We start from the raw sequence: 19,307 nt of genomic DNA, 5'->3' as shown, positions 1-19,307 counted from the left end.
GTCGGAGACCAGGCCGGAACCGGCCTGCCAGATGCCGCCCTCGTCGGAGACGCCGGCCTCGGTGGCCCACATCGTGGTCTGGACACCGGTGCCCGCGTTCACCCCCACGACGTAGCCGACGTAAGGGGTGTAGTCGCAGTGGCTGGCGAAGCCCGCGTAAACCACGCCGCCGAGCAGGAGCAGGCCGGGCCGCTGCATCGCGGTCATCGGGTTGAACGGCACACTCGGGTTGTTGGTGGGCGATCCCTTGATGGTGGTGGGGAAGCCGGACCGCTCGGCCCCGGTCTTGATGTTCAGCGCGTGCAGGTACCAGTGCGGGTGCTGCGGGTCGGGACCGTCGTTGACCTTGGAGGTCAGGTAGACGGTGCCGGTGGCGGTGTCGACCACGGGGGTCGAGGTGACGCCGATGGTCGGCGTGAGGTCGCCGCAGTTGACCGTGGACACCGGCCAGGCCGGACCGAAATCGACGAACCACTTCTGCGCGCCGGTGACCGGGTCGAGGCCGTAGACCTTGTTGTTCTCGGTGGCCACCACGACCACCCCGTTCGAGATCACGGGCTGCGCGTAGACCTGGCCGTCGACGGCGGCGGCGAACAGCTGGCCGAAGTCGGTGGCGGTGACCTGCGACGGCGTCAGGCCGGGTTCGTTGTCGTCCCAGCCGGTGCGCAGGGTGGTGTACCCCGCGGTGGTGTTGTCGGCGGAGGCCGGCGTGGTCGCGATCCAGCCCACCAGGGCTGCGATTACTGCGAGTATCAAAATCCGGGCAGGGTAACGAGACCGGATGAACAAAGGCTGCCTCCCATGGGGGATCGCGACGCTCACAGTCGCAAGATCTGCTGCAAGATCTTTCGCGTTTTCACCCGCTCGCGTTACGGACGCCGGTCACAAAGCGGTCACCCCGGGCATCCCCGCGCGATACCCTCGGGGGCATGAGCACCGCACAGGAAAGCGTCGTCGAGTTCTACTGGCGTCCCGGCTGCCCGTTCTGCATGATGCTGCGCGCCGACCTCGACCACTCCGGCCTGCCGCTGCGCGAAGTGAACATCTGGGAAGATCCGGAGGCCGCCGCCCGCGTCCGGTCCGTCGCCGACGGCAACGAGACCGTGCCCACCGTGTTCGTCGGCCCGGTCGGCATGGTCAATCCGGACCTCGACGAGATCCTGGCCGCGGTGCGCGTCCACGCGCCGGAACTCCTGGGAGCCGGTACCGACCAGTAGGTACAATGGCGGAGGTGGACACAGCGGAACGGCTGATCCGCAGCACGCAGGAACTGCTGTGGGATCGCGGCTACGTCGGCACCAGCCCCAAGGCCATCCAGCACCACGCGCAGGCCGGCCAGGGCAGCATGTACCACCACTTCACGGGAAAGCCGGATCTCGCCCTCGCGGCGATCCGGCGCAACGCCGAGGAACTGCGAGCCGAAACCGAGGCGATCCTGTCCGCCGAGGGCACCGCCGCCGAGAAGATTTCCGCCTATCTGCACCGCAAACGCGAGGTTCTGCGCGGCTGCCGGATCGGCAGGCTCGCCGAGGATCCGGAGGTCATGGCCAGCGACGAACTGCGTCAGCCGATCCAGGAAACCTTCGAATGGCTGCACTCCCGCCTGTCCACCTTGCTCGCGGAAGGCAAGGAGCGCGGCGAGTTCTCCGACACCCTGGATCCGGAGGCCGTGGCGGCCATGCTCGCCGCCGTCGTGCAGGGCGGTTATGTGCTCGCCCGCGCGGCCGGATCCGAAGAGCCGTTCGCTCGGGCCATTGACGGCGCCCTGGACCTACTGTTGAGTAGTTAACCGTCGAGTCCGCCCGGAGACCCAGGGCGGAACCTGTGACGGAACGGTTGCAGATGGTGGCGGAAACGGGTGCGGAGAGCGATTTCCCACCACAAGTTGTGATATTCCGGGCCTTTTCCCACCCCGGTCATTGCCGTATGCCCGCGTTGCGATACAAAAGCAGCCTCCCGCACTCTCTCCCCCCGTTCGAAAGGTATCTCCGGTGAACGACGAAGTGTCGGTGGCCGAGCTGCTGGAACGCGAGGGGTGGACCGAAGCCGATCCCGCCGCCCCGAAGGGCCGGATGCAGGTGGTCGCGGTCATGCTCGCGGTGGTGCTGGGCTGCGGGCTCGCCGCCCTGCTCGTCCACTTCGGATCGCAGAACCCGCAGGCCGATTCCCCTTCCCTGATCGACCTGCCGCACGGTCCGACCGGCGGCCTCGCCGGCGGCGGTGTTCCCTCGGTACTGGACACGACCGAAGTCACCGGGACCGGCACCCGGATCGTGGTGACCAACCAGTCCGGCACCGCGGGCAACGGCATCCCCGAGAACACGCGGCACCGCACCACGGGCACGCAGACGATCACGGTGACCGAAACGGGCAAACCGTCGGCCTCGACCACCGGTTCCAGCGCCGGCGCGACCACCACGGACAGCAGTGGAGCGAACGTTCCATCGTCCACCGGCACCAGGAAGACCACCACCACGACGACCGCCGCGCCGACGACCTGCTTCCTGCTGTTCTGCTGGTAATCATTCGAACAGGCCCGCGAAAAAACGGGCAAAGAAGAGCGGGAAAGCGTTTGCGCGTTCGCTGACAAGGTTGTCATCGCCGGTGCGGCGAAGGTCAATGCGCAGTTTTGCGTATGGCGGGGTGCGGCGTGTGGCCGGAAAATGAAGTCGCGGGGTGGCGCGCGTCGTGAGGGGTACGCGCGCCACTCGCGATCAAGCCGGCCCACTGGGCACGCAGAATGGTGGACACGCGGTCGGAAGTGCCGAGCTTCCGGTAGACGTTCTGCACGTGCTTGTGCACGGTGCGCACCGACACCCCGAGCCGCCGCGCGATGGCGACCGCGGGCAGCGCCTCGGCCAGCAGGCCGAGCACCACGACCTCGCGCGGGGTCAGCCGGTACTCGGCGGCCCGCTCCTCGGATTCGGACACCGAGGAGCGCCAGCGTCGCAGGCGGTGCGACTGAGCGTCCGCGCCCGCCAGCAGCGGCTGGATCCGTTCGGCGTAGGCGCGCTCCCGGTCGGTGAAATCCTCGGCCCGGTGGTAGACGAGGAACCCCCGCACGACCCCGTCCTGGCTGGCCACTGGCAGGCCCAGCACGTCATCGGCATCGAACGCTTCACGGGCCCGGTCCGCCGCCTCGCCGTCGTACCAGGCCGGGCCGAGGATCTCGCTGCCGGTCGCGGGAAGGCACAGGGCGTCGCCTCGCATGTACCACGGGAAGGGCAGCCCGATCCGCACGTGACGACCCGTCCGCGGATCCACCTCGGCGACGCCGCCGGAGGTCCAGGCGTGGACCGTTCCCCGGTTTTCCGTCCACTCCTCGTCCTTGTGGATGGCGGCGGTGCCGTGCAGGCTTTCGAGCAGTTCCTCGGCCAGCCAAGGCCAAAGCCGCTCCGGCTGGTGGGTGTGCAGGATCGCGGTGGCCACGTCGAGCATTCGCTCGTAGTCCCGGCTGTCGAGTCCCATCGCGGCCAGCCTAATCGTGGAAGAAGCCGAAGGTTTTCGCCACGTCGTCGTCGGCGTCGCGGTTCCCGCACCGGAGCCCGGTCTCCCCGGCCAGCGCCTGGGCGAGCGCGCACAGCGCGGTCAGCGAACGGTAGCCGCCCACGCCCGCCGTTTCGGCGTACAGCGCCGCGTCGGCCTGGTCCGCCAGCGGCGACGCCGCGTTGTCGGTCAGCGCCACCACGGGGTTGCCCCGTTCCTTCGCGTACTCGGCCGCACGCACCGTGTCCGCGGCATACCGCCGGACCGACACGGCGACCAGGACCTCCTGCTCGCTGAGTTCCGGCAACTCGTCGACGAGGGACTGACCGAGGCGCCGCACCCCGTGCCGCACCCGGCCCAGCCGCTGGGCGAACAGCACCGCCACCGCGGCCGAGTCCCGCAGCCCCAGCACCGCCACACCGGGCGCCCCGGCCAGCAGCGCCACCGCCCGCAGCCACGCGGCCCGGTCCAGTCTGCCGAAGGTGCGGGCGAGGTTGCCCTGCTCCTGTTCGAGCGTCGCCGACAGCACCCCGCCCGGCGGCTGTTGCCCGGCACTGTCCGCGCGGCGCGCGAGCTGCGCCTGCTCGGCGAGCCACGCCCGGCACAGCTCCATGATCGCGGGATAGCCGGACAGCCCGAGGGATCCGGCGAGCCTGCTGATGGAGGATTCGTGCACCTCGGCCAGTCGCGCGGCTTCCGCGATCCCACGGAAGGCGGTCCCCTCGGGATCGGCCAGCACCAGATGCGCGATCCTCAGCTGCCCCCCGGCCAGTTTCGGCAACCGGCTCCGGAGCAACTCGGTGAGCTCCTGGTAACTGCCCGGCGGTGTCACGGTCCCGCGAACTCCACCACCGTCACACCCGCCTGTCCTGGCACCGGATCGTCCATGCGCGCCAGCGCTTCCGGGGCCTCGTCCAGTTTGATGCGGCGGCCGACGAGCGACCGGAGATCGAGTCCGGCCCTGGCCACGAAGTCGAGCATCGCCGGGTACTCGTGCGCCTGCAGTCCGTGGCTGCCCAGTATCCGCAGTTCGTCCGCGATCACCCGGTGCATCGGGATCGGCGGCACGCCCAGTTCGGGCGGCAGCAGGCCCACCTGCACGTGGCGGCCGCGCTTGCGCAGGCTCGCCACGGAGGCGGCACAGGTCGCGGGCAGCCCAACGCAGTCCAGCGACAGGTGTGCGCCACCGCCGGTGATCTCCCGGACGGCCGCCACCGGGTCCTCGTCGGCGGACAGGACGGTGAACTCCGCACCGAGCCGCCGCGCGAGGGCCAGCGCCCCGGCCGAGAGATCCACGGCGACCACGCGGGCACCGGCGGCCGCCGCCAGCATCACCGCGGAAATCCCCGCACCGCCGCACCCGTACACCGCGACCCACTCGCCACCGGACACCGCGCCCTGGCGGAGCACCGCCCGGAACGCGGTGCCGAACCGGCAGCCCAGCGCCGCGGCGGTCACCGAGTCCAGCTCGTCCGGCAGCGGCACCAGGTTCGCGTCGGCGTGGTCCAGCGCGACGAGTTCGGCGAAGGAGCCCCAGCCGGTGAACCCGGGCTGGAACTGCTGATCGCAGATCTGCTGGTTGCCGCTCGCGCACTGCGCGCAACCGCCGCAGGCGCAGACGAACGGGACCGTGACGCGATCGCCGGGACGCCGGTGCCGGACACGCTCGCCGACCGCCACCACGCGGCCGGCGAGCTCGTGCCCGGGCACGTGCGGCAGCCGCACGTCCGGATCGTGACCGCGCCACGCATGCCAGTCGCTACGGCACACGCCGGTCGCCTCGACGGCGACCACCACCCCGTCCGGAGCGGGCTCGGGATCCGCGACCTCCCGTACCTCGGGGAGTACCCCGAACTTCTCGAACACGACGGCACGCACCGCCCCACGATACGGGGCGGTGCGGCCGGAAGGCAGCCGCTTCGCGGGAGCCGGTCAGCGTCCCTTGAGCAGTTCGATGACGGGAGCGAACTCGTCGAGGAAGGAGGCGTTGATCGTGACGTAGGAGGTGCCGTACTCGTCGCGACGCCGCAGCAGCGTGTCGGCCTGTTCCCGGTGCGTGCCGGGCAGCACGGTGACCGCCCCGCGGCGCACCAGTTCCTCCGCGGTGACACCGGCGAACCGCTCCACCCAGGGCGCGGGCCCGTCGCCCACCGCCATGATGTTGAGCGACAGCTCGATCTCGTCGAGGCGGTCGCACGCGCGCCGGAAGTGGTCCACGAGGGCCTTCGCCTCGGGTTCGGTGGTGCCGGGCAGCCAGGCCAGCGTGACGATGTCGGCCAGCCGCGCGGCGACCTCCAGCGTCTTCGGGCCGCCCGCGGCGACCAGCAGCGGCGGGCGGTCCGGTTGCTCCCGCAGGTGGGCGAGGGTGTCCGCGAGGTGCGTCAGCCGTTCGGCACGCGTGCCGAACTCGACACCAAGCTTCGCCGCGTGACCCACCGCGTCGGGACGGCCCGTGCCCAGCCCGAGTTCGAACCGCCCCGCGGTGAACCCGTGCAGGGAGCTTGCCTGCCAGGCCAGCAGTTCGCGGTCGCGGAACCGTTCGACCGCGACGAAGGTGCCCGTGTGCAGCGTCGTGGTCACCGCGGCCGCGGCGGACAGCAGGGTGAACGGGTCCCCGGCCGGTTGCGGATCCGGGGAGAGGAGAACGTCGTAGCCGGCGTCTTCGGCACGCCGGGCGAGATCGGTCCAGCCGGCCAGATCGGTGGCCGTGCCGACGATGCCGAAACGGAAGGGGCGTTCAGTCATGATCCCCATACTGGCCTCACCCGCGTCCGCCGCGCATCCCGTCACCGGCGACACCCGCCCTACGTCCCCCGTCGTACGCCGGCACCACCGCACTAAGCGGCGGAGCCGCTTGCCCGGGGTTGGACTGTTTGCCGGGGCAGGCCCTCCCCGAAGACCATGCGGTGCCCGCGAGCCGTGTCCATGTACTCGCGCACCCGGTGGATGAGGCCGTCCCGGAGCTCGAATATCAAGCAGTAGTCGTTGCTGTAGTGGTTGCCGTTGGCCAGAGTCGCCGTCATGGTTTCCTCCACGATCACCTTCTCGCCGTCGGCGTGGAGGCCGTGAAATGTGACCGCGACGTCGCGCACGAACAACCGGGGGAAGTCCTCGGCAAGGAAGCGCGTGATCGCCTTCTTGCCGACCATGTGGCTTGGGGCATCCAGCGCGATCGCCGTGGCATTCCCTGGTGGAGCGAGCCACTCGGCGTCTTCGGTGAACACCGCGGCGATCCGATCGGCGTCGTGACTGGCGAACGCCTGCCATGCGCTCTGGACGATGGTGCGACTGTCGGACGACATGCCGCGACACTAGGGAAGCGCCAGGGTAAGGGCTGGCGGTTTTCCGCCGTCATCACTAGAGCACGGCGACGCTGAGAGCCTGGGCGATCTCCTTGCCGAGGGCGTGGGTCGCCGCCTCGGGAGGCGAGCCCACCTTCACCACCAGCGGTCCGCCGAAGGGCTGCCGCTCGACCACCTCGATGCGCTCGCCGAGGCGGATGGCGTGCTCGGACAGGTACCGCAGGAGGTCCGGGTCGGTGTCCCAGACGCGCACGATCTGCCCCACCGCGCCGGGCTCCAGCTCGTCCAGCAGGCGGGTGTGCAGTTCTTCGACGCTGCCGTCGGCGGCCGGGATCGGGTCGCCGTGCGGGTCGCGCACCGGGTTGCCCAGTTTCGCCGCGATGCGCTCGACCAGCCGGTCGGACATGGCGTGTTCGAGCGCGTCCGCCTCTGCGTGCACCTCGTCCCAGGTGTAGCCGAGGTGCTGCACCAGATACGTCTCGATCAGCCGGTGCCGCCGCAGCACGCCCCGCGCGAGCAGCCTGCCCGCCGGGGTCAGCCCGATCCCGCGGTACGGCACGTGCTCGACCAGGCCCTGCTGCGACAGCTTCGTCACCATTCCCGACGCCGACGACGGGCTGACCGCAAGTCTGCTCGCCAGTGACGTGTTGGTGACCGGTTCACCGCGCTCGACCAGGCCGTAGATGACGCGGAGGTAGTCCTCTATGGAGGACGACGTTCGGCGACTGGCACGGTCTGGCATGGCCTCAACTCTACGTCGCCGACCTGGATCGAGTCAGCCAGCGGGGGACCATCGGTAACGGATCCAGCCGGGCACGGGACGCGCCCCGAGCTGGGCGTAGAAGGCCGCGGCCTTGTCGTTGCCCTCCTGCATTTCCCATTCGACCCGGCCGCTGGTGCGCTCGCGCAACTCCGCGAGCAGCTCACGGCCGAGGCCGTGCCTGCGGTACTGGGGGCGGATGAACAGGTCGTCGAGCCAGATGCCCGGCCGCCCCTCCCAGGTGGCGAAGTTCCACGAGCAGAAGGCGAAACCGGCCACGGTGCCCGGCTCGCCGGGTGGTTCGGCGATCAGCACCCAGGCCTTCGGGCCGGGACCGAACAGGTGGCCCGCCATCTCCTCCCGGTCCAGGACCAGCGTGTCGTTGCCCTCGTAGCGGGCGTGTTCCTCGATGAGCGCGCAGATCTCGCCGGCGTCGGCGGCCTCGGCGTCACGGACGGGCATCGGGGATTCCTCTCTGGTAGGCGAGCGAACCGCCGACGACGGTGGCGAGCACCAGCGCCTCCGGCAGGCACTCCTCGTCGGTCGGATCGGCGGACAGCACGGCGAAGTCGGCGAGCTTGCCGGGCTCGATCGTGCCCAGCTCGTGTTCGCGGAAGGCGGCATAGGCGGACCCGAAGGTGTAGGCCCGCAACGCCTCGGCGGCGGTGAGTCGTTCCTCGGGGCCGAACGGCCGCCCCGACGAGGTCCGCCGCCGCACCATGTCGAGCAGGCCCAGCAGCGGGGCGCCGTCGACCACGGGCCGGTCGGAACTGCCCGGCAGGACGCAACCGGCGTCGAGGAAGGACCGCAACCGGTAGCACCACGGCACCCGGTGCGGGCCGAGCGCGGCCGCCATGCCGTCCCCGATCTCGCTGACGAACCGGCCCTGCGGGACGGGGATCAGGCCGAGCGCGGCCAGCCGCGACAGCGCTTTCGGCGGCAGCACGCCACAGTGCTCGATGCGATGCCGGTGCCCGGGACGCGGATGCTTCGCCAGCGCGGCTTCGTACGCGGACAGCACGGTGGAGATCGCCCGGTCGCCGATCGCGTGCGTGGCGATCTGCCATCCGGCCTCGTGTGCGCGCGCGATGGTCCGCACCAGCTCGTCCTCGGGCAGCTGGAAGTAGCCGCGGTTGCCGGGCTCGCCCGCGAAGTCCTCGTCCATGGCGGCGGTCCGGCCGATGAGCGACCCGTCGGCGAACAGCTTCACCGGCCCGATCCGCAGCCACTCGTCCCCCAACCCGGTTCGGAGACCGAGGTCGAGGCCGAAACCGCCGCCGTCGGACAGGTCGTGCAGCACGGCCGAGGACACCATCACGGTGCTGCGCACCCGCAGCACGCCGCGGTCGCGTGCGAGCTGGTATGCCGCGAGTTCGGCGGGGCTCTCCCCGACCAGCCCGCCGCCGATTCCCGCCTCTTGCACGCTGGTGATGCCCTCGGCCAGGTAGCGCTGCCCGGCCCGGTCGATCGCGGTGACCAGGGTTTCGACCGGGGTTGGGTAGATCAGCGGCCGGAGCAGCAGTTGCGCCTGCTCGCGCAGCAGGCCGGTGGGCGAGCCGTCCGCGCCGAGCACGACGTCGCCGCCGACCGGCACGTTCGCCAGGTCGAGCCGTTCCAGCACGCTGGAGCCGACCACGGTCATATGGCCCGAGGTGTGCTTGAGCCGGACGAGGTGACCGGGTGCCGCGCGGTCGAGCCCCTGCCTGGTCGGGTGACCGCCGATCAGGCGGTTCTGGTCGTAGCCGCTGCCCACGATCCATCCGCCCGGCGGCACCCGCGCGGCGCGCTCCGCGATCGCCGCGTACACCTCGTCGACGTGCTTGCACTCGCCGAGCGGCACCTCGTCCAGGCTCTGCCCGAACCACGCCATGTGGTTGTGCGCGTCGTGGAAACCCGGGACCACGAAGGCACCGCCGAGGTCGACCCGCTCGCGTGCGGAGCAGCCTTCGGCGTCCTCGCCGAGCGCCACGATCCGCCCGTGCAGCACGGCGACCGCCGAGGTCCACTTCTGCCCGGCGAGCACTCGCGCGTTCTCGAACACCACGTCCACCCGCATGAGCCAGACCCTATCGATCGATCGATCGGCTCGCTAGGCTCTTCGGTATGAGTTCGGTGGAGGTCGGCCTCGACGGCGGGGTCGCGCACATCTGGTTGAACCGGCCGGAGCGGCTCAACGCCGTGGCCGAAGTCCTGGTCGACGACCTGCTCGCGGCGCTGGACACGGTGGCGCGCTCCGGCGCGGGCGCCGTGGTGCTCGCCGGGCGCGGGCGCGCGTTCTGCGCCGGGCACGACCTCAAACAGCCCGAGCCGGAAGGCGATTCGCGGGCCCGGCTGGAGCGCCTGCAGGACGTCACGCGCCGCCTGCGCGCGCTGCCCCAGCCGGTGATCGCGGCCGTGCACGGCTACGCGATCGGCGCCGGGGCCGAGTTCGCCCTCGGCTGCGACCTGATCCTGGCCGCCGAGGACGCGGTGTTCTCCTTCCCGGAGACGGGGCTCGGCCTCAGCGTGACCGGCGCGGCCTCCCGGCTGCTGCCCCAACTCGTCGGCCCGCTCAAGGCGAAGGAACTGCTCCTGCTCGGCGAGCGGATCGACGCCGCGACCGCACTGCGGCTCGGCCTGGTCAACGCCGTGGTGCCGGACGTGGCGGCCGCCGCGGCGGACTGGGCACGCCGGATCGCCGCACGCCCGGCCGGGGCGGTCACCCTGGCCAAACGGGCGCTGGACGCCGCGATCGAACTGGAGCCCGCGCTCGAACTCGAGGTCAGCCACGCGCTGCTCACCGAGCACACCCCGGAGGTGGCCCGTTCGGCCGCGGCCTTCCGGAGCCGTGAATGACTCCGCTGGCTCAGGTCGACGATCTCGTCACCCTGGTGCGGCGCGCCGCGGCGCTGTGGCCGGACAAGGACGCGTGGATCTTCGACGAAACGGGCGTCCGGCTCACCTTCGCCGAGGTCGACCGGCAGAGCACCCGGCTGGCGCTGGCGCTGCGCGCCCTCGGCCTCGCCGAGGGCGACCGGGTGGCGGTGATGCTGCGCAACGAGCCCGCGTTTCCGCTGCTGTGGCTGGCGCTGGCCAAGGCGGGCGGCGTGCTGGTGCCGGTGAACATCAACTACCGGGAGCTGGACGGGGCGCACGTGCTGCGGCATTCGGGGGCCCGGTTCGCCGTGGCCGCCCCGGAATTCCTCGATCTGCTGGGCCGGATCGCCCCGGAGACCGCCCTGTCCCGGGTGCTCACGGTCGACGAACTCGCCGCGGTGGAACTGCCGGAGCAGGCCGTGCTCCCGGCCGCCCCCGGTGAGCGGCCGATCAACATCCAGTACACCTCGGGCACCACGGGCGCCCCCAAGGGCTGCGTGCTCCCGCACCGCTACTGGCTCACCCTGGCGCGCGGCCTGGTCACCGGCTTCCCGTCCGTCTCGGCGGAGGACACCATCCTCACCGCCCAGCCGTTCCACTACGTCGATCCGCAGTGGAACGTCGCGCTGGGCCTTGCCGCCGGGGCGACGCTCGTGGTGCTCGACCGCTTCCACCCGTCGACCTTCTGGGAACGGGTCCGCCACTACGACGTCACCTGGTTCTACTGCCTCGGCCTGATGCCGACCCTGCTGCTCCGGCAACCGGAGTCCGAAGTGGACCGTCAGCACCGGGTGCGGGCGATCAGCGCCTCGGCCATCCCGCGCGATCTGCATGCCGCGCTGGAGAAGCGCTGGGGCGCGCCGTGGCACGAGGCGTTCGGCATGACCGAGACCGGCGGCGACATCCGGGTGTCCGATGTGGACCATGACGAGCTGGTCGGCACCGGCTGCATCGGACGCCCGACGCGCGACCGCGAGGCGATGGTCGTCGACGAGGCCGGTTTCCCGGTTCCCCGCGGCGAGACCGGGGAGCTGGTGCTGCGCGGGATCGGGCTCATGCACGGCTACCACGATGATCCCGAGGCCACCGCCCGCGCCTTCCGGGGCGGCTGGTTCCACACCGGTGACCTCGCCCGCATGGACGAGCGGGGCCGGATCTTCTACCTCGGCCGCACCAAGGACATGATCCGCCGCAGCGGCGAGAACATCTCCGCCGACGAGGTGGAACGCGCCCTGCTGCTGCACCCCGCGGTGCGGCTGGCCGCGGTGGTCGCGGTGCCGGACGAGTTGCGCGGCGAGGAGGTGAAGGCCTTCGTGGTGCTCGACGACAAGGCCGAACCGGACGAGCTGGCGGAGTTCTGCGCGGACAAGCTGGCCTACTTCAAGGTGCCGCGCTACTGGGCGATCGCGGACTCACTGCCGCTGACCCCGTCCGAGCGGGTCGCGAAGGGGGAACTCGCGGGCTGGCCGGTACCGACCTACGACCGGGTGCGGCACCGATGGCACTGACCAGTGAGCAACGCGTGCGCCGCGCCGCGGTGAAGCTTTTCGCGGACAAGGGATTCCACGGCACCGGCATCCGCGATCTGGCCCAGGCGGCGGAACTGTCCTCGGCGAGCCTGTACCACTACATGGGCACCAAGGAAGAACTGCTCGCCGGGATCATGACCGACTGCCTCGGGCGCCTGCTCCAGGGTGCGCGGGAAGCGACCGAAGGCGTGGCCGATCCCCGGCGGCGGCTCGCCGTACTGGTCGCGCTGCACGTCCTGACCCACGCCGGACAGCCGGACGAAACGCGGGTCGTGGACAATGAAGTACACGCGCTGTCCCCCGCCGCACGAAAACACGTGGTGCGCCTGCGCGACGAGTACGAGCGGTACTGGGCCGAAACGATCGAGGAGGGCATCGCCCACGGCGCCTTCCACGATCGCGAGCCCGCGGTGACCCGGCTCGCACTGCTCGAAATGTGCAGCGGCGTGGCACGCTGGTACTCACCACGAGGACCGCTCGGCCTCGACCGCCTCGCGGAGCACTACGCCGGGCTCGCGCTGAGGATGCTGGGCAGCGGTGACCACGACTGTCCCGGCGCGGTCGACCGTGCCCGGCAAGTGGTATCGACGGTGTGGCGAACGCCCCTCTAGCTGGGGATTCTCCGGCAACACCTTGCCGCGGCGGCGCAACTGAGGGACCCTCGAAGGGTGAGTGAGCAAACGATCCAACTGGAACTGGACGACTCGGGTCTCGCACCGGGGCTGCCGGTACCATCCAACCCTCGCGATCAGGTTCAGGACGTTCCCTACCGTCCGGTGGAGTTCCGCGACGACGACCTGCCCAGCGCGCTCGAACGGTGTGCGACCTGGCTGCGAAGCGCACAGGAGTGGCTCGGTGAGCCGCTCGACGTGCTCGCCATTCACCTCGACTACGACGAGCGCGAAGGTGCGCCCTACTACGACGTCAAGGTGCTCTGCAACGAAGAGGACCTGGCCGGGGTGCCCATCGCCCTCCGCAACCAGCAGAAGTAAGTCCGGTCCGGCCCACCGGAGGGGCGCCCGCACCGGGTGCCCCTCCGCGGTCCCTCGCGTGCCGGCCTCGCTCAGCCGAGCACGCCGCCGATCTTCACATGCCCCTTGAGCAGGTTGCGGGCGATGGTCCGGCGCTGGATCTCGTCGGTCCCCTCGTAGATCCGCAGCAGCCGCAGCTCGCGGTACCAGCGCTCGACCGGCAGCTCCCGCGTGTAGCCCATGCCGCCGTGGATCTGCAGCACGCGGTCGACGATCTCGTTCGCCTTCTGCCCGCCGTACAGCTTCGCGATCGACTGCGCATGCCGTGAGTCCATCCCGGCGTCGACCTGCCACGCCGCGTGCAGCACCAGCCAGCGCAGCGCCTCCAGCTCCATCCCGGAGTCGGCGATCATCCACTGGATGGCCTGCCGCTCGGCGATCGGCTGCCCGAAGGTGACCCGCGTGTTCGCGTGCTCGATGGCCATGGACAGCAAGCGCTCGCACGAACCGATCGCGCGGGCGGGCAGCAGGTAGCGGCCGCGGCCGATCCACTGCATGGCCAGGTTGAACCCGCCGCCGAGCTCGCCGAGGATCTGGCTCTCCGGCACCCGGACGTCCTGGAAGACCAGGGAAGCGGGCCCCCACTCGCCCATCGTGTCGATGTACTCGGACTTCCAGCCCATTTCCCGGTCGACGAGGAAACAGGTGACTCCGCCGTTGGCGCCCTTCTCCTGGTCGGTGACCGCGAAGACCATCACGAAGTCGGCCTCGTTGCCGCCGGTGATGAAGGTCTTCTCCCCGTTGATGATCCAGTCGCCGCCGTCCTTGCGGGCGGAGGTGCGGATCGCCTTGGCGTCGGAGCCCGCACCCGGTTCGGTGATCGCGAAGCAGGACTTGCGTTCGCCCGAGATCGTCGGGAGCAGGTAGCGCTGCTTCTGCTCCTCGTTGGCGTAGAAGAGGATGTTGTCGGCCGCGCCGCCGAAGCGGAAGGGCACGAAGGTCCGGCCCAGCTCGGCTTCGAGCAGTGCGGTCATCACCGCGGACAGGCCCATGCCGCCGTACTCCTCGGGCGTCTGCACGCCCCAGAACCCCGACTCCTTGGCCTTGAGCTGCAACTCGGTCAGCTCGTCTTCGGTGATGCCCGGTTCACCGCGGCGTTCCCGCCGCAGGACCTCCGGCTCGAGCGGCATCAGCTCTCGCTGAACGAAGGTGCGCACCCAATCGCGCACCTCACGCTCTTCCGTGCTCAGGGTGAAGTCCATCGTTGGCCCTCCTGGCGGGTCACTAAGCGCTTGCTTAGTCGCCAGGCTAGCGCACGACCCGCTCAGCCGGAATGCTCCGCGGCCAGGAAACGGGTCAGCGCCTCGGTCACCTCGGCCGCCCGTTCCACCGGCGGCAGATGCCCGGTGTCCGGCAGGTCGATCCGGCGCGCTCCCGGGATACCGGCGCTGAGCAGGTCGGACACCGCCTGGATGGCGGGCACGTCACTCAGCCCGTTGATCACCAGCGTGGGGGCGGCGACCTCGCCGAGGCGGGATCCCGGGGAGGAGTGCCGCTCCAGGACCCGCGGCCCGCTCCACTCCCGCCGGAACACCAGCCGCAGCATGTCAAGCGCCAGCCGCCACACCCGGGGGTCCAGATCGGCCGGATCCCGGTCCGGGCCGACCACGGTCAGCCGCCCCTGCGCCTCGGCCATCGCGGCCACGTCCGCCGGGTCCACCTCGGCATCGCCCAGGGCGTAGCGCCGCAACCGCTCCTCGGGCACGCAGCCGTGCACCCGCTCGGCGACCAGCGCGTGGAACTCCGGCGGCCACTCGTGCCCCGACAGCCCGGAACTGATCAGCGCGAGCGCGCTCACCCGGTCCGGCTCGGCGAGCGCCGCCTCCAGCGCGTAGGAGCCGCCCATCGAACACCCCACCAGCGCCGCCCGCCGGACGTCCAGCGCGTCCAGCAGCCCCAGCAGATCGCGGTAGTGCGTGACCTCGCCCGTCGCGTCGTCCGATTCGCCCCGGCCGCGCCAGTCGTAACGGATCACCCGGTACCGCCGGGACAACGCCGCGAACTGGTGCTCCCACATCCGCCGGTCGCCGACTCCGGCGTGGACCAGGACCACCGCGGGTCCGCTGCCCGCCTCTTCGTAGGCCAGGCCGTTCACTTTCGCCATGCCGCCAACCGTAGGAAGAAAAGAGTTACGGGTGCCCGGGATTTCGCCCACGGCGTAGGTTGGAGCGGTGATCGAATGCACCGTGTGGTGGGCGGCACCGCTGCCCGGCGAGCCCCGATTCCTCGCCCTTCTGGACCCCGTGGAGCAGGAACGGCACCGCGCCTACCGCCAGGACATCGACCGGCGGCGGTTCCTCACCGGGCGCGTGCTGGCGAAAACGATCCTCGGGCAGCACCTCGGCCTCGCCCCCGCCGACGTGCGATTCGACGCCACGTGCGACGACTGCGGGAAGCCGCACGGCAAGCCGCGGCTGCCCGGGACGGAGTTCTCGATCTCCCATTCCGGGGACCGGATCGGCCTCGCGGTGGCCGGCGCGCCGGTCGGCCTCGACGTCGAAAGCGACACCCGCCGGGCCGACGACTCGCTGATTTCCTACGCCTTGAACGAAACCGAGCTACAGGCGCTGGCCGGGCTCGGCTCCACCGAACGCACTGCGGCCTTTTTCCGTTACTGGACAAGGAAAGAGGCGCTGATGAAGGCGACCGGGAAGGGCCTGCGGATCCCGCTGCGGAGCATCACGCTCGACGGCGGACGGCTCGCCGCCTCCGGCGACGCGGCGCTCGACCCGGCCACCACCCGCCTGGCCGACCTCGACCCCGGCGAGGGCTACCGTGGCGCCGTCGCCGTGCTCACCGCCGACGACCTCCACGTGACCGAACACCACTGGACCCCCTGACCCCGGTACGGCTCCTGTATTGCCCTTTTCCCGTGAGGGGCGGGGCGCCTGGTCTAGAGGTCCAGGTCGAGACCCATGGCGCGCAGCAGGGTCTGGAACTTCGCCGAGGTCTCGTCCAGTTCGGCCTTCGGGTCGGAGGCGGGCACGATCCCGCCCCCGGCGTACAGGCGCAGCGAACGCTCCGAGACCTCGGCACAGCGGATCGACACGGCCCACTCGCCGTCACCCGCGGCGTCCATCCAGCCGACCGCGCCCGCGTAGTACCCCCGGTCGAACGGCTCCAGCTCACCCACCAGCGTGCGGGCCGCCTCGGTCGGGGAACCGCAGATCGCCGGGGTGGGATGCAGCGCCGCGGCGAGGTGCAGGGCGGTCACGTCGCGGTCGGCCAGCCGACCGGTCACCCTGGTCGCGAGGTGCCACATGGTCGGCGTGGACACCAGCGCGGGCTCCCGAGGCACGTCGAGGCTGCTGCAGAACGGGCGCAGCGTCTCCACGAGCGCGTCGATCAGCACGCCGTGCTCGATGTGGTCCTTGCGGGAGCGGGCCAGGCTCTCCCCGTTCTCCCGGTCGGTCACCGGGTCGGCGGAGCGGGCCGCGGAACCGGCGTGCGGATGGCAGATCACCTGGTCCCCGGTGCGGGACAGCAGCAGTTCGGGGGTGGCGCCGATGAGCTGGCGCCCGTGCGGCAGGCTCGCCGCGAAGGTGTAGCCGCCCGCCTTGTCCTTGACCAGGTTGTTCAGGATCGCCTCGGCGGGTACGTCCTCGGTGAACTCCAGGTCGAGCGCCCTGGCCAGGACGACCTTGCGCATGCCGCGGGCCTGCAGCGCGGCCACCGCGCGCGCCACGGCCTCCACGTGCCGGACGGGCTCGGGGACCGCGCGCACCGCCACCGGGGCGCCCACGGGTTTCCGGTCGGCCACCTGGACGGGACCGGCGATGCGCGTGACCCGCGGTACCACGACATGACCGGCCGTGGCCGCGGTGTCGAAGGGCAGCACGCCGACCGCGAGCGAGGAACCGGATTCGGCCAGCGCGGCCGGCACGGCGTCGCTCAGCGCGAAGGCGTCGGTGTCGGTGAAGCTGTGGACGGATCCGGTGCCGAGAATCGTGCGGTCGGCGGTGCCGAAGAAGAAGTCTCCGGGTGTGTACTGCTCGAGCAGCTCTCTCGCGTCCACTCGACCATTATGCGGTGCACTCCGGCGGGCACGCGGCGCGAAGTACGTCACGTGCCCGCCGACGCGCCCTACTTGAGCGCGTCGATCAGCGCTTCGCGCTGGCGTTCGCCGAGACCGGCGGCACGCCGGTCGGGGTCGATTCCCGCCTGCTCCAGCAGCGCGGCGACCTTCACCGCACCCAGGCCCGGCACGGCCTTGAGCAGCTGTGTCACCTTCGTCTTGCCGATGGTCTTGTCTTCCTTGGCCTTGAGCAGCACCTTGTCGATGCTCTGCTGTCCGGACTTGATCGACGCGAGCAGCTCGGAGCGCGCCTTGCGGGCCTCGGCGGCCTTGGCCAGGGCCTCCGCGCGCTGCTCCGGTGTCAACGTGGGCAGAGCCAACGTACTAGTCCTTCCTGTATCGGATATCCGCTCTCGCGGCGACGGCCCGGCACCCAGCGGATGCTTGCACGCGCAAGCGCTGGCCAGGCCATCTGGTCCACGGCCCCAGTAAACGCCACCTGGGCCGATGCCGCGAAACCGACACGCGCGCACTCGCCCGGACGGGGCGGGGGCGGAAGCGGCGAATCCGGTTCTGGTGGCGGCCGCGACGACGACCTACAGTCGCAGGCAACACCGTTCAACGACGAATCGACCCGTGGAGCTGCCCCATGTTGAGCACCATGCAGGACGGCCATCTCTCCATCTCGACCCTCTTGCGACACGGCAGCAAGGTGCATGCGACCAGCACGATCACGACCTGGACCGGGTCCGGCACCCGGCGCGAGACCTTCGCCCAGCTCGGCGCGCACGCGGCGAAACTGGCGAACGCGCTGCGTAGTCTCGGGGTGACCGGGGACCAGCGGGTGGGCACCTTCATGTGGAACAACGCCGAACACATGGCGGCCTACTGCGCGATCCCGGCGATGGGCGCGGTGCTGCACACCCTCAACATCCGGCTCTTCCCCGAGCAGCTCACCTTCGTCGCCAACCACGCCGAGGACCAGGTCATCATCGTCGACGGGACGCTGGTGCCGCTGCTGGCCCCGCACCTGGCCGAGATGAAGACGGTCCGCCACGTCATCGTCGCCAACGGCGACGCGATGGCGCTTGAGGCACCCGCGGGCATCGAGGTCCACTCCTACGACGAGTTGCTGGCCGGCCAGCCGGACACCTTCGACTGGCCCGAGGTGGACGAGCGCTCCGCCGCCGCGATGTGCTACACGTCCGGCACCACCGGCGACCCGAAGGGCGTGGCCTACTCGCACCGCTCGCTCTGGCTGCACTCGATGCAGGTCTGCATGACCGACAGCATGCGGCTGGCGGAAAACGACAAGGCGCTGGCCATCGTGCCGATGTTCCACGCGATGTCGTGGGGCCTGCCCTACGCCGCGCTGATGATCGGCGCGTCGCTGGTGATGCCCGACCGGTTCCTGCAGCCGGGGCCGATCGCGGAGATCCTCGCCGCGGAGAAGCCGACCTTCGCGGCCGCGGTGCCCACCATCTGGCAGGGCCTGCTGCAGCACCTCGACGCGAACCCGCAGGACATCTCCCACCTCCGGGAGGTCGTGGTGGGCGGGTCGGCGGCGCCGCCGTCGATGATGCACGCCTTCGAGGAGCGCTACGGCGTGCCGATCCTGCACGCCTGGGGCATGACCGAGACCTCGCCGCTGGGCAGCGTGGCGCGCCCGCCCGCGGACGCGACGGGCGAGCGGCGGTGGCAGTACCGCTACACGCAGGGCCGGTTCCCGGCCTCCGTGTCGGCTCGGCTGATCGGGGATTCGGGCAAGGAACTGCCGTGGGACAACGAATCCGTGGGCGAACTGGAGGTACAGGGCCCGTGGATCGCCGCGTCCTACTACGGCGGCTCGGAGATCGACCCGGAGAAGTTCCACGAGGGCTGGCTGCGCACCGGGGACGTCGGCAAGATCAGCCCGGACGGCTTCCTCACCCTGACCGACCGCGCGAAGGACGTGATCAAGTCCGGCGGTGAGTGGATCTCGTCGGTGGACCTGGAGAACACCGTGATGAGCCACCCGGCGGTCGCGGAGGCGGCGGTGATCGGCGTGCCGGACGAGAAGTGGGACGAGCGGCCGCTGGTGGCGGTCGTGGTGCGCCACGGCCGGCAGATCACCGCGTCCGAGTTGCGCGAGTACCTCAGCGACAAGGTCGCCAAGTGGCAACTGCCGGAGCACTGGACCTTCATCGACGAGGTCCCGAAGACCTCCGTCGGCAAGTTCGACAAGAAGCGCCTGCGCGCCCTCAACCTCGAAGGCAAGCTCGACGTCACCCACTTCTGAACACGCTTTCCGCACCGGATCTCGCCCAGGCGAGCCGTGAAGGGTCCCTT

The 19,307-nt window shown here is 70.8% G+C and carries 22 protein-coding genes; 9 read left to right on the top strand and 13 right to left on the bottom strand.

The window, feature by feature from the left end:
- Positions 1 to 756 (bottom strand): outer membrane protein assembly factor BamB family protein (locus FNH05_RS11665; RefSeq protein ID WP_186382500.1); only part of this gene is annotated, 756 nt, incomplete at its 3' end.
- A 173-nt stretch (positions 757 to 929) separates the two neighbouring features.
- On the opposite strand from FNH05_RS11665, the gene FNH05_RS11660 reads away from it, so the two are divergent.
- The 3 genes from FNH05_RS11660 (at position 930) to FNH05_RS11650 (ending at position 2,522) form a co-directional block, all read left to right on the top strand.
- Entirely contained in the window at positions 930 to 1,217 is a 288-nt protein-coding gene (locus FNH05_RS11660; protein WP_144587383.1) for a glutaredoxin family protein, read from the top strand.
- Between the two features lie 14 nt (positions 1,218 to 1,231).
- The gene (locus FNH05_RS11655; protein ID WP_144587381.1) at positions 1,232 to 1,789 is read left to right on the top strand and encodes a TetR/AcrR family transcriptional regulator; all 558 of its coding nucleotides are present in this window, start codon (positions 1,232 to 1,234) and stop codon (positions 1,787 to 1,789) included.
- A gap of 202 nt (positions 1,790 to 1,991) precedes the next feature.
- Entirely contained in the window at positions 1,992 to 2,522 is a 531-nt protein-coding gene (locus tag FNH05_RS11650) for a hypothetical protein (protein ID WP_144587379.1), read from the top strand.
- A 94-nt stretch (positions 2,523 to 2,616) separates the two neighbouring features.
- Here the strand turns inward: FNH05_RS11650 and FNH05_RS11645 are convergent, their stop codons facing one another.
- From FNH05_RS11645 to FNH05_RS11610, 8 genes are all read right to left on the bottom strand, one after another.
- Positions 2,617 to 3,468, bottom strand: coding sequence for a helix-turn-helix transcriptional regulator (locus tag FNH05_RS11645; protein WP_144587377.1), 852 nt, complete (start codon positions 3,466 to 3,468; stop codon positions 2,617 to 2,619).
- A gap of 10 nt (positions 3,469 to 3,478) precedes the next feature.
- Positions 3,479 to 4,318: a MurR/RpiR family transcriptional regulator gene (locus FNH05_RS11640; RefSeq protein ID WP_144587375.1), complete on the bottom strand. Its 840-nt coding sequence runs from the start codon at positions 4,316 to 4,318 to the stop codon at positions 3,479 to 3,481.
- Positions 4,315 to 5,364: a zinc-dependent alcohol dehydrogenase family protein gene (locus FNH05_RS11635; protein ID WP_144587373.1), complete on the bottom strand. Its 1,050-nt coding sequence runs from the start codon at positions 5,362 to 5,364 to the stop codon at positions 4,315 to 4,317. Before FNH05_RS11635 ends, FNH05_RS11640 begins: the two co-directional genes overlap by 4 nt.
- Before the next feature lie 54 nt (positions 5,365 to 5,418).
- Positions 5,419 to 6,231, bottom strand: a complete 813-nt coding sequence (locus FNH05_RS11630) for an LLM class flavin-dependent oxidoreductase (protein WP_144587372.1) — start codon at positions 6,229 to 6,231, stop codon at positions 5,419 to 5,421.
- 92 nt (positions 6,232 to 6,323) lie between these two features.
- On the bottom strand, positions 6,324 to 6,788 hold the full coding sequence (locus FNH05_RS11625; RefSeq protein ID WP_144587371.1) for a nuclear transport factor 2 family protein: 465 nt from the start codon (positions 6,786 to 6,788) through the stop codon (positions 6,324 to 6,326).
- Positions 6,789 to 6,843: 55 nt separating this feature from the next.
- Positions 6,844 to 7,530, bottom strand: a complete 687-nt coding sequence (locus FNH05_RS11620; RefSeq protein WP_144587370.1) for a metal-dependent transcriptional regulator — start codon at positions 7,528 to 7,530, stop codon at positions 6,844 to 6,846.
- Positions 7,531 to 7,563: 33 nt separating this feature from the next.
- Entirely contained in the window at positions 7,564 to 8,010 is a 447-nt protein-coding gene (locus FNH05_RS11615; protein WP_144587367.1) for a GNAT family N-acetyltransferase, read from the bottom strand.
- Positions 7,997 to 9,604 (bottom strand): amidohydrolase, encoded by a 1,608-nt coding sequence (locus tag FNH05_RS11610; RefSeq protein WP_144587366.1) that lies wholly within the window; start codon positions 9,602 to 9,604, stop codon positions 7,997 to 7,999. Before FNH05_RS11610 ends, FNH05_RS11615 begins: the two co-directional genes overlap by 14 nt.
- Before the next feature lie 47 nt (positions 9,605 to 9,651).
- On the opposite strand from FNH05_RS11610, the gene FNH05_RS11605 reads away from it, so the two are divergent.
- From FNH05_RS11605 to FNH05_RS11590, 4 genes are read left to right on the top strand one after another with little or no spacing between them, the layout of a single operon-like run.
- Positions 9,652 to 10,383, top strand: a complete 732-nt coding sequence (locus tag FNH05_RS11605) for an enoyl-CoA hydratase/isomerase family protein (RefSeq protein ID WP_144587365.1) — start codon at positions 9,652 to 9,654, stop codon at positions 10,381 to 10,383.
- The gene (locus tag FNH05_RS11600; RefSeq protein WP_144587364.1) at positions 10,380 to 11,912 is read left to right on the top strand and encodes an AMP-binding protein; all 1,533 of its coding nucleotides are present in this window, start codon (positions 10,380 to 10,382) and stop codon (positions 11,910 to 11,912) included. Before FNH05_RS11605 ends, FNH05_RS11600 begins: the two co-directional genes overlap by 4 nt.
- Positions 11,903 to 12,544, top strand: a complete 642-nt coding sequence (locus tag FNH05_RS11595) for a TetR/AcrR family transcriptional regulator (protein WP_144587362.1) — start codon at positions 11,903 to 11,905, stop codon at positions 12,542 to 12,544. The genes FNH05_RS11600 and FNH05_RS11595 overlap by 10 nt, the downstream gene beginning before the upstream one ends.
- Before the next feature lie 57 nt (positions 12,545 to 12,601).
- Positions 12,602 to 12,925 carry a hypothetical protein gene (locus FNH05_RS11590; RefSeq protein ID WP_144587361.1) on the top strand — a complete coding sequence of 108 codons (324 nt, stop codon included), beginning with the start codon at positions 12,602 to 12,604 and terminating at the stop codon, positions 12,923 to 12,925.
- Positions 12,926 to 12,996: 71 nt separating this feature from the next.
- Here the strand turns inward: FNH05_RS11590 and FNH05_RS11585 are convergent, their stop codons facing one another.
- Positions 12,997 to 14,166, bottom strand: a complete 1,170-nt coding sequence (locus FNH05_RS11585; protein ID WP_144587360.1) for an acyl-CoA dehydrogenase family protein — start codon at positions 14,164 to 14,166, stop codon at positions 12,997 to 12,999.
- Positions 14,167 to 14,228: 62 nt separating this feature from the next.
- A complete protein-coding gene (locus FNH05_RS11580) occupies positions 14,229 to 15,068 on the bottom strand; it encodes an alpha/beta fold hydrolase (RefSeq protein WP_144587359.1) in 840 nt (279 codons plus the stop codon).
- Between the two features lie 67 nt (positions 15,069 to 15,135).
- Between FNH05_RS11580 and FNH05_RS11575 the strand changes: the two genes are divergently transcribed.
- Positions 15,136 to 15,804, top strand: a complete 669-nt coding sequence (locus FNH05_RS11575; RefSeq protein ID WP_144587358.1) for a 4'-phosphopantetheinyl transferase family protein — start codon at positions 15,136 to 15,138, stop codon at positions 15,802 to 15,804.
- A gap of 53 nt (positions 15,805 to 15,857) precedes the next feature.
- Here the strand turns inward: FNH05_RS11575 and FNH05_RS11570 are convergent, their stop codons facing one another.
- Both FNH05_RS11570 and mihF read right to left on the bottom strand, forming a co-directional pair.
- On the bottom strand, positions 15,858 to 16,979 hold the full coding sequence (locus FNH05_RS11570) for an isochorismate synthase (RefSeq protein WP_144587357.1): 1,122 nt from the start codon (positions 16,977 to 16,979) through the stop codon (positions 15,858 to 15,860).
- Between the two features lie 68 nt (positions 16,980 to 17,047).
- Positions 17,048 to 17,359: an integration host factor, actinobacterial type gene (mihF, locus tag FNH05_RS11565; RefSeq protein WP_091517208.1), complete on the bottom strand. Its 312-nt coding sequence runs from the start codon at positions 17,357 to 17,359 to the stop codon at positions 17,048 to 17,050.
- A gap of 269 nt (positions 17,360 to 17,628) precedes the next feature.
- On the opposite strand from mihF, the gene FNH05_RS11560 reads away from it, so the two are divergent.
- A complete protein-coding gene (locus tag FNH05_RS11560) occupies positions 17,629 to 19,257 on the top strand; it encodes a long-chain fatty acid--CoA ligase (RefSeq protein ID WP_144587356.1) in 1,629 nt (542 codons plus the stop codon).
- Positions 19,258 to 19,307: the final 50 nt, after the last annotated feature.

Source organism: Amycolatopsis rhizosphaerae (assembly GCF_007713715.1).
GTDB classification, from domain to species: Bacteria; Actinomycetota; Actinomycetes; order Mycobacteriales; family Pseudonocardiaceae; genus Amycolatopsis_E; species Amycolatopsis_E rhizosphaerae.
The sequence above is the reverse complement of the archived record's forward strand: the minus strand, read 5'-3'. Positions and strand labels throughout refer to the sequence as shown.

Excerpts from the sequence above, each read along its gene's own strand:
- FNH05_RS11610 (WP_144587366.1), bottom strand. The coding sequence starts at position 9,604 with ATGCGGGTGGACGTGGTGTTCGAGAACGCGCGAGTGCTCGCCGGGCAG.
- FNH05_RS11605 (WP_144587365.1), top strand. The coding sequence starts at position 9,652 with ATGAGTTCGGTGGAGGTCGGCCTCGACGGCGGGGTCGCGCACATCTGG.
- FNH05_RS11560 (WP_144587356.1), top strand. The coding sequence starts at position 17,629 with ATGTTGAGCACCATGCAGGACGGCCATCTCTCCATCTCGACCCTCTTG.
- FNH05_RS11625 (WP_144587371.1), bottom strand. The coding sequence starts at position 6,788 with ATGTCGTCCGACAGTCGCACCATCGTCCAGAGCGCATGGCAGGCGTTC.
- FNH05_RS11620 (WP_144587370.1), bottom strand. The coding sequence starts at position 7,530 with ATGCCAGACCGTGCCAGTCGCCGAACGTCGTCCTCCATAGAGGACTAC.
- FNH05_RS11660 (WP_144587383.1), top strand. The coding sequence starts at position 930 with ATGAGCACCGCACAGGAAAGCGTCGTCGAGTTCTACTGGCGTCCCGGC.
- FNH05_RS11630 (WP_144587372.1), bottom strand. The coding sequence starts at position 6,231 with ATGACTGAACGCCCCTTCCGTTTCGGCATCGTCGGCACGGCCACCGAT.
- FNH05_RS11580 (WP_144587359.1), bottom strand. The coding sequence starts at position 15,068 with ATGGCGAAAGTGAACGGCCTGGCCTACGAAGAGGCGGGCAGCGGACCC.
- FNH05_RS11615 (WP_144587367.1), bottom strand. The coding sequence starts at position 8,010 with ATGCCCGTCCGTGACGCCGAGGCCGCCGACGCCGGCGAGATCTGCGCG.
- FNH05_RS11585 (WP_144587360.1), bottom strand. The coding sequence starts at position 14,166 with ATGGACTTCACCCTGAGCACGGAAGAGCGTGAGGTGCGCGATTGGGTG.
- FNH05_RS11600 (WP_144587364.1), top strand. The coding sequence starts at position 10,380 with ATGACTCCGCTGGCTCAGGTCGACGATCTCGTCACCCTGGTGCGGCGC.
- FNH05_RS11595 (WP_144587362.1), top strand. The coding sequence starts at position 11,903 with ATGGCACTGACCAGTGAGCAACGCGTGCGCCGCGCCGCGGTGAAGCTT.
- FNH05_RS11645 (WP_144587377.1), bottom strand. The coding sequence starts at position 3,468 with ATGGGACTCGACAGCCGGGACTACGAGCGAATGCTCGACGTGGCCACC.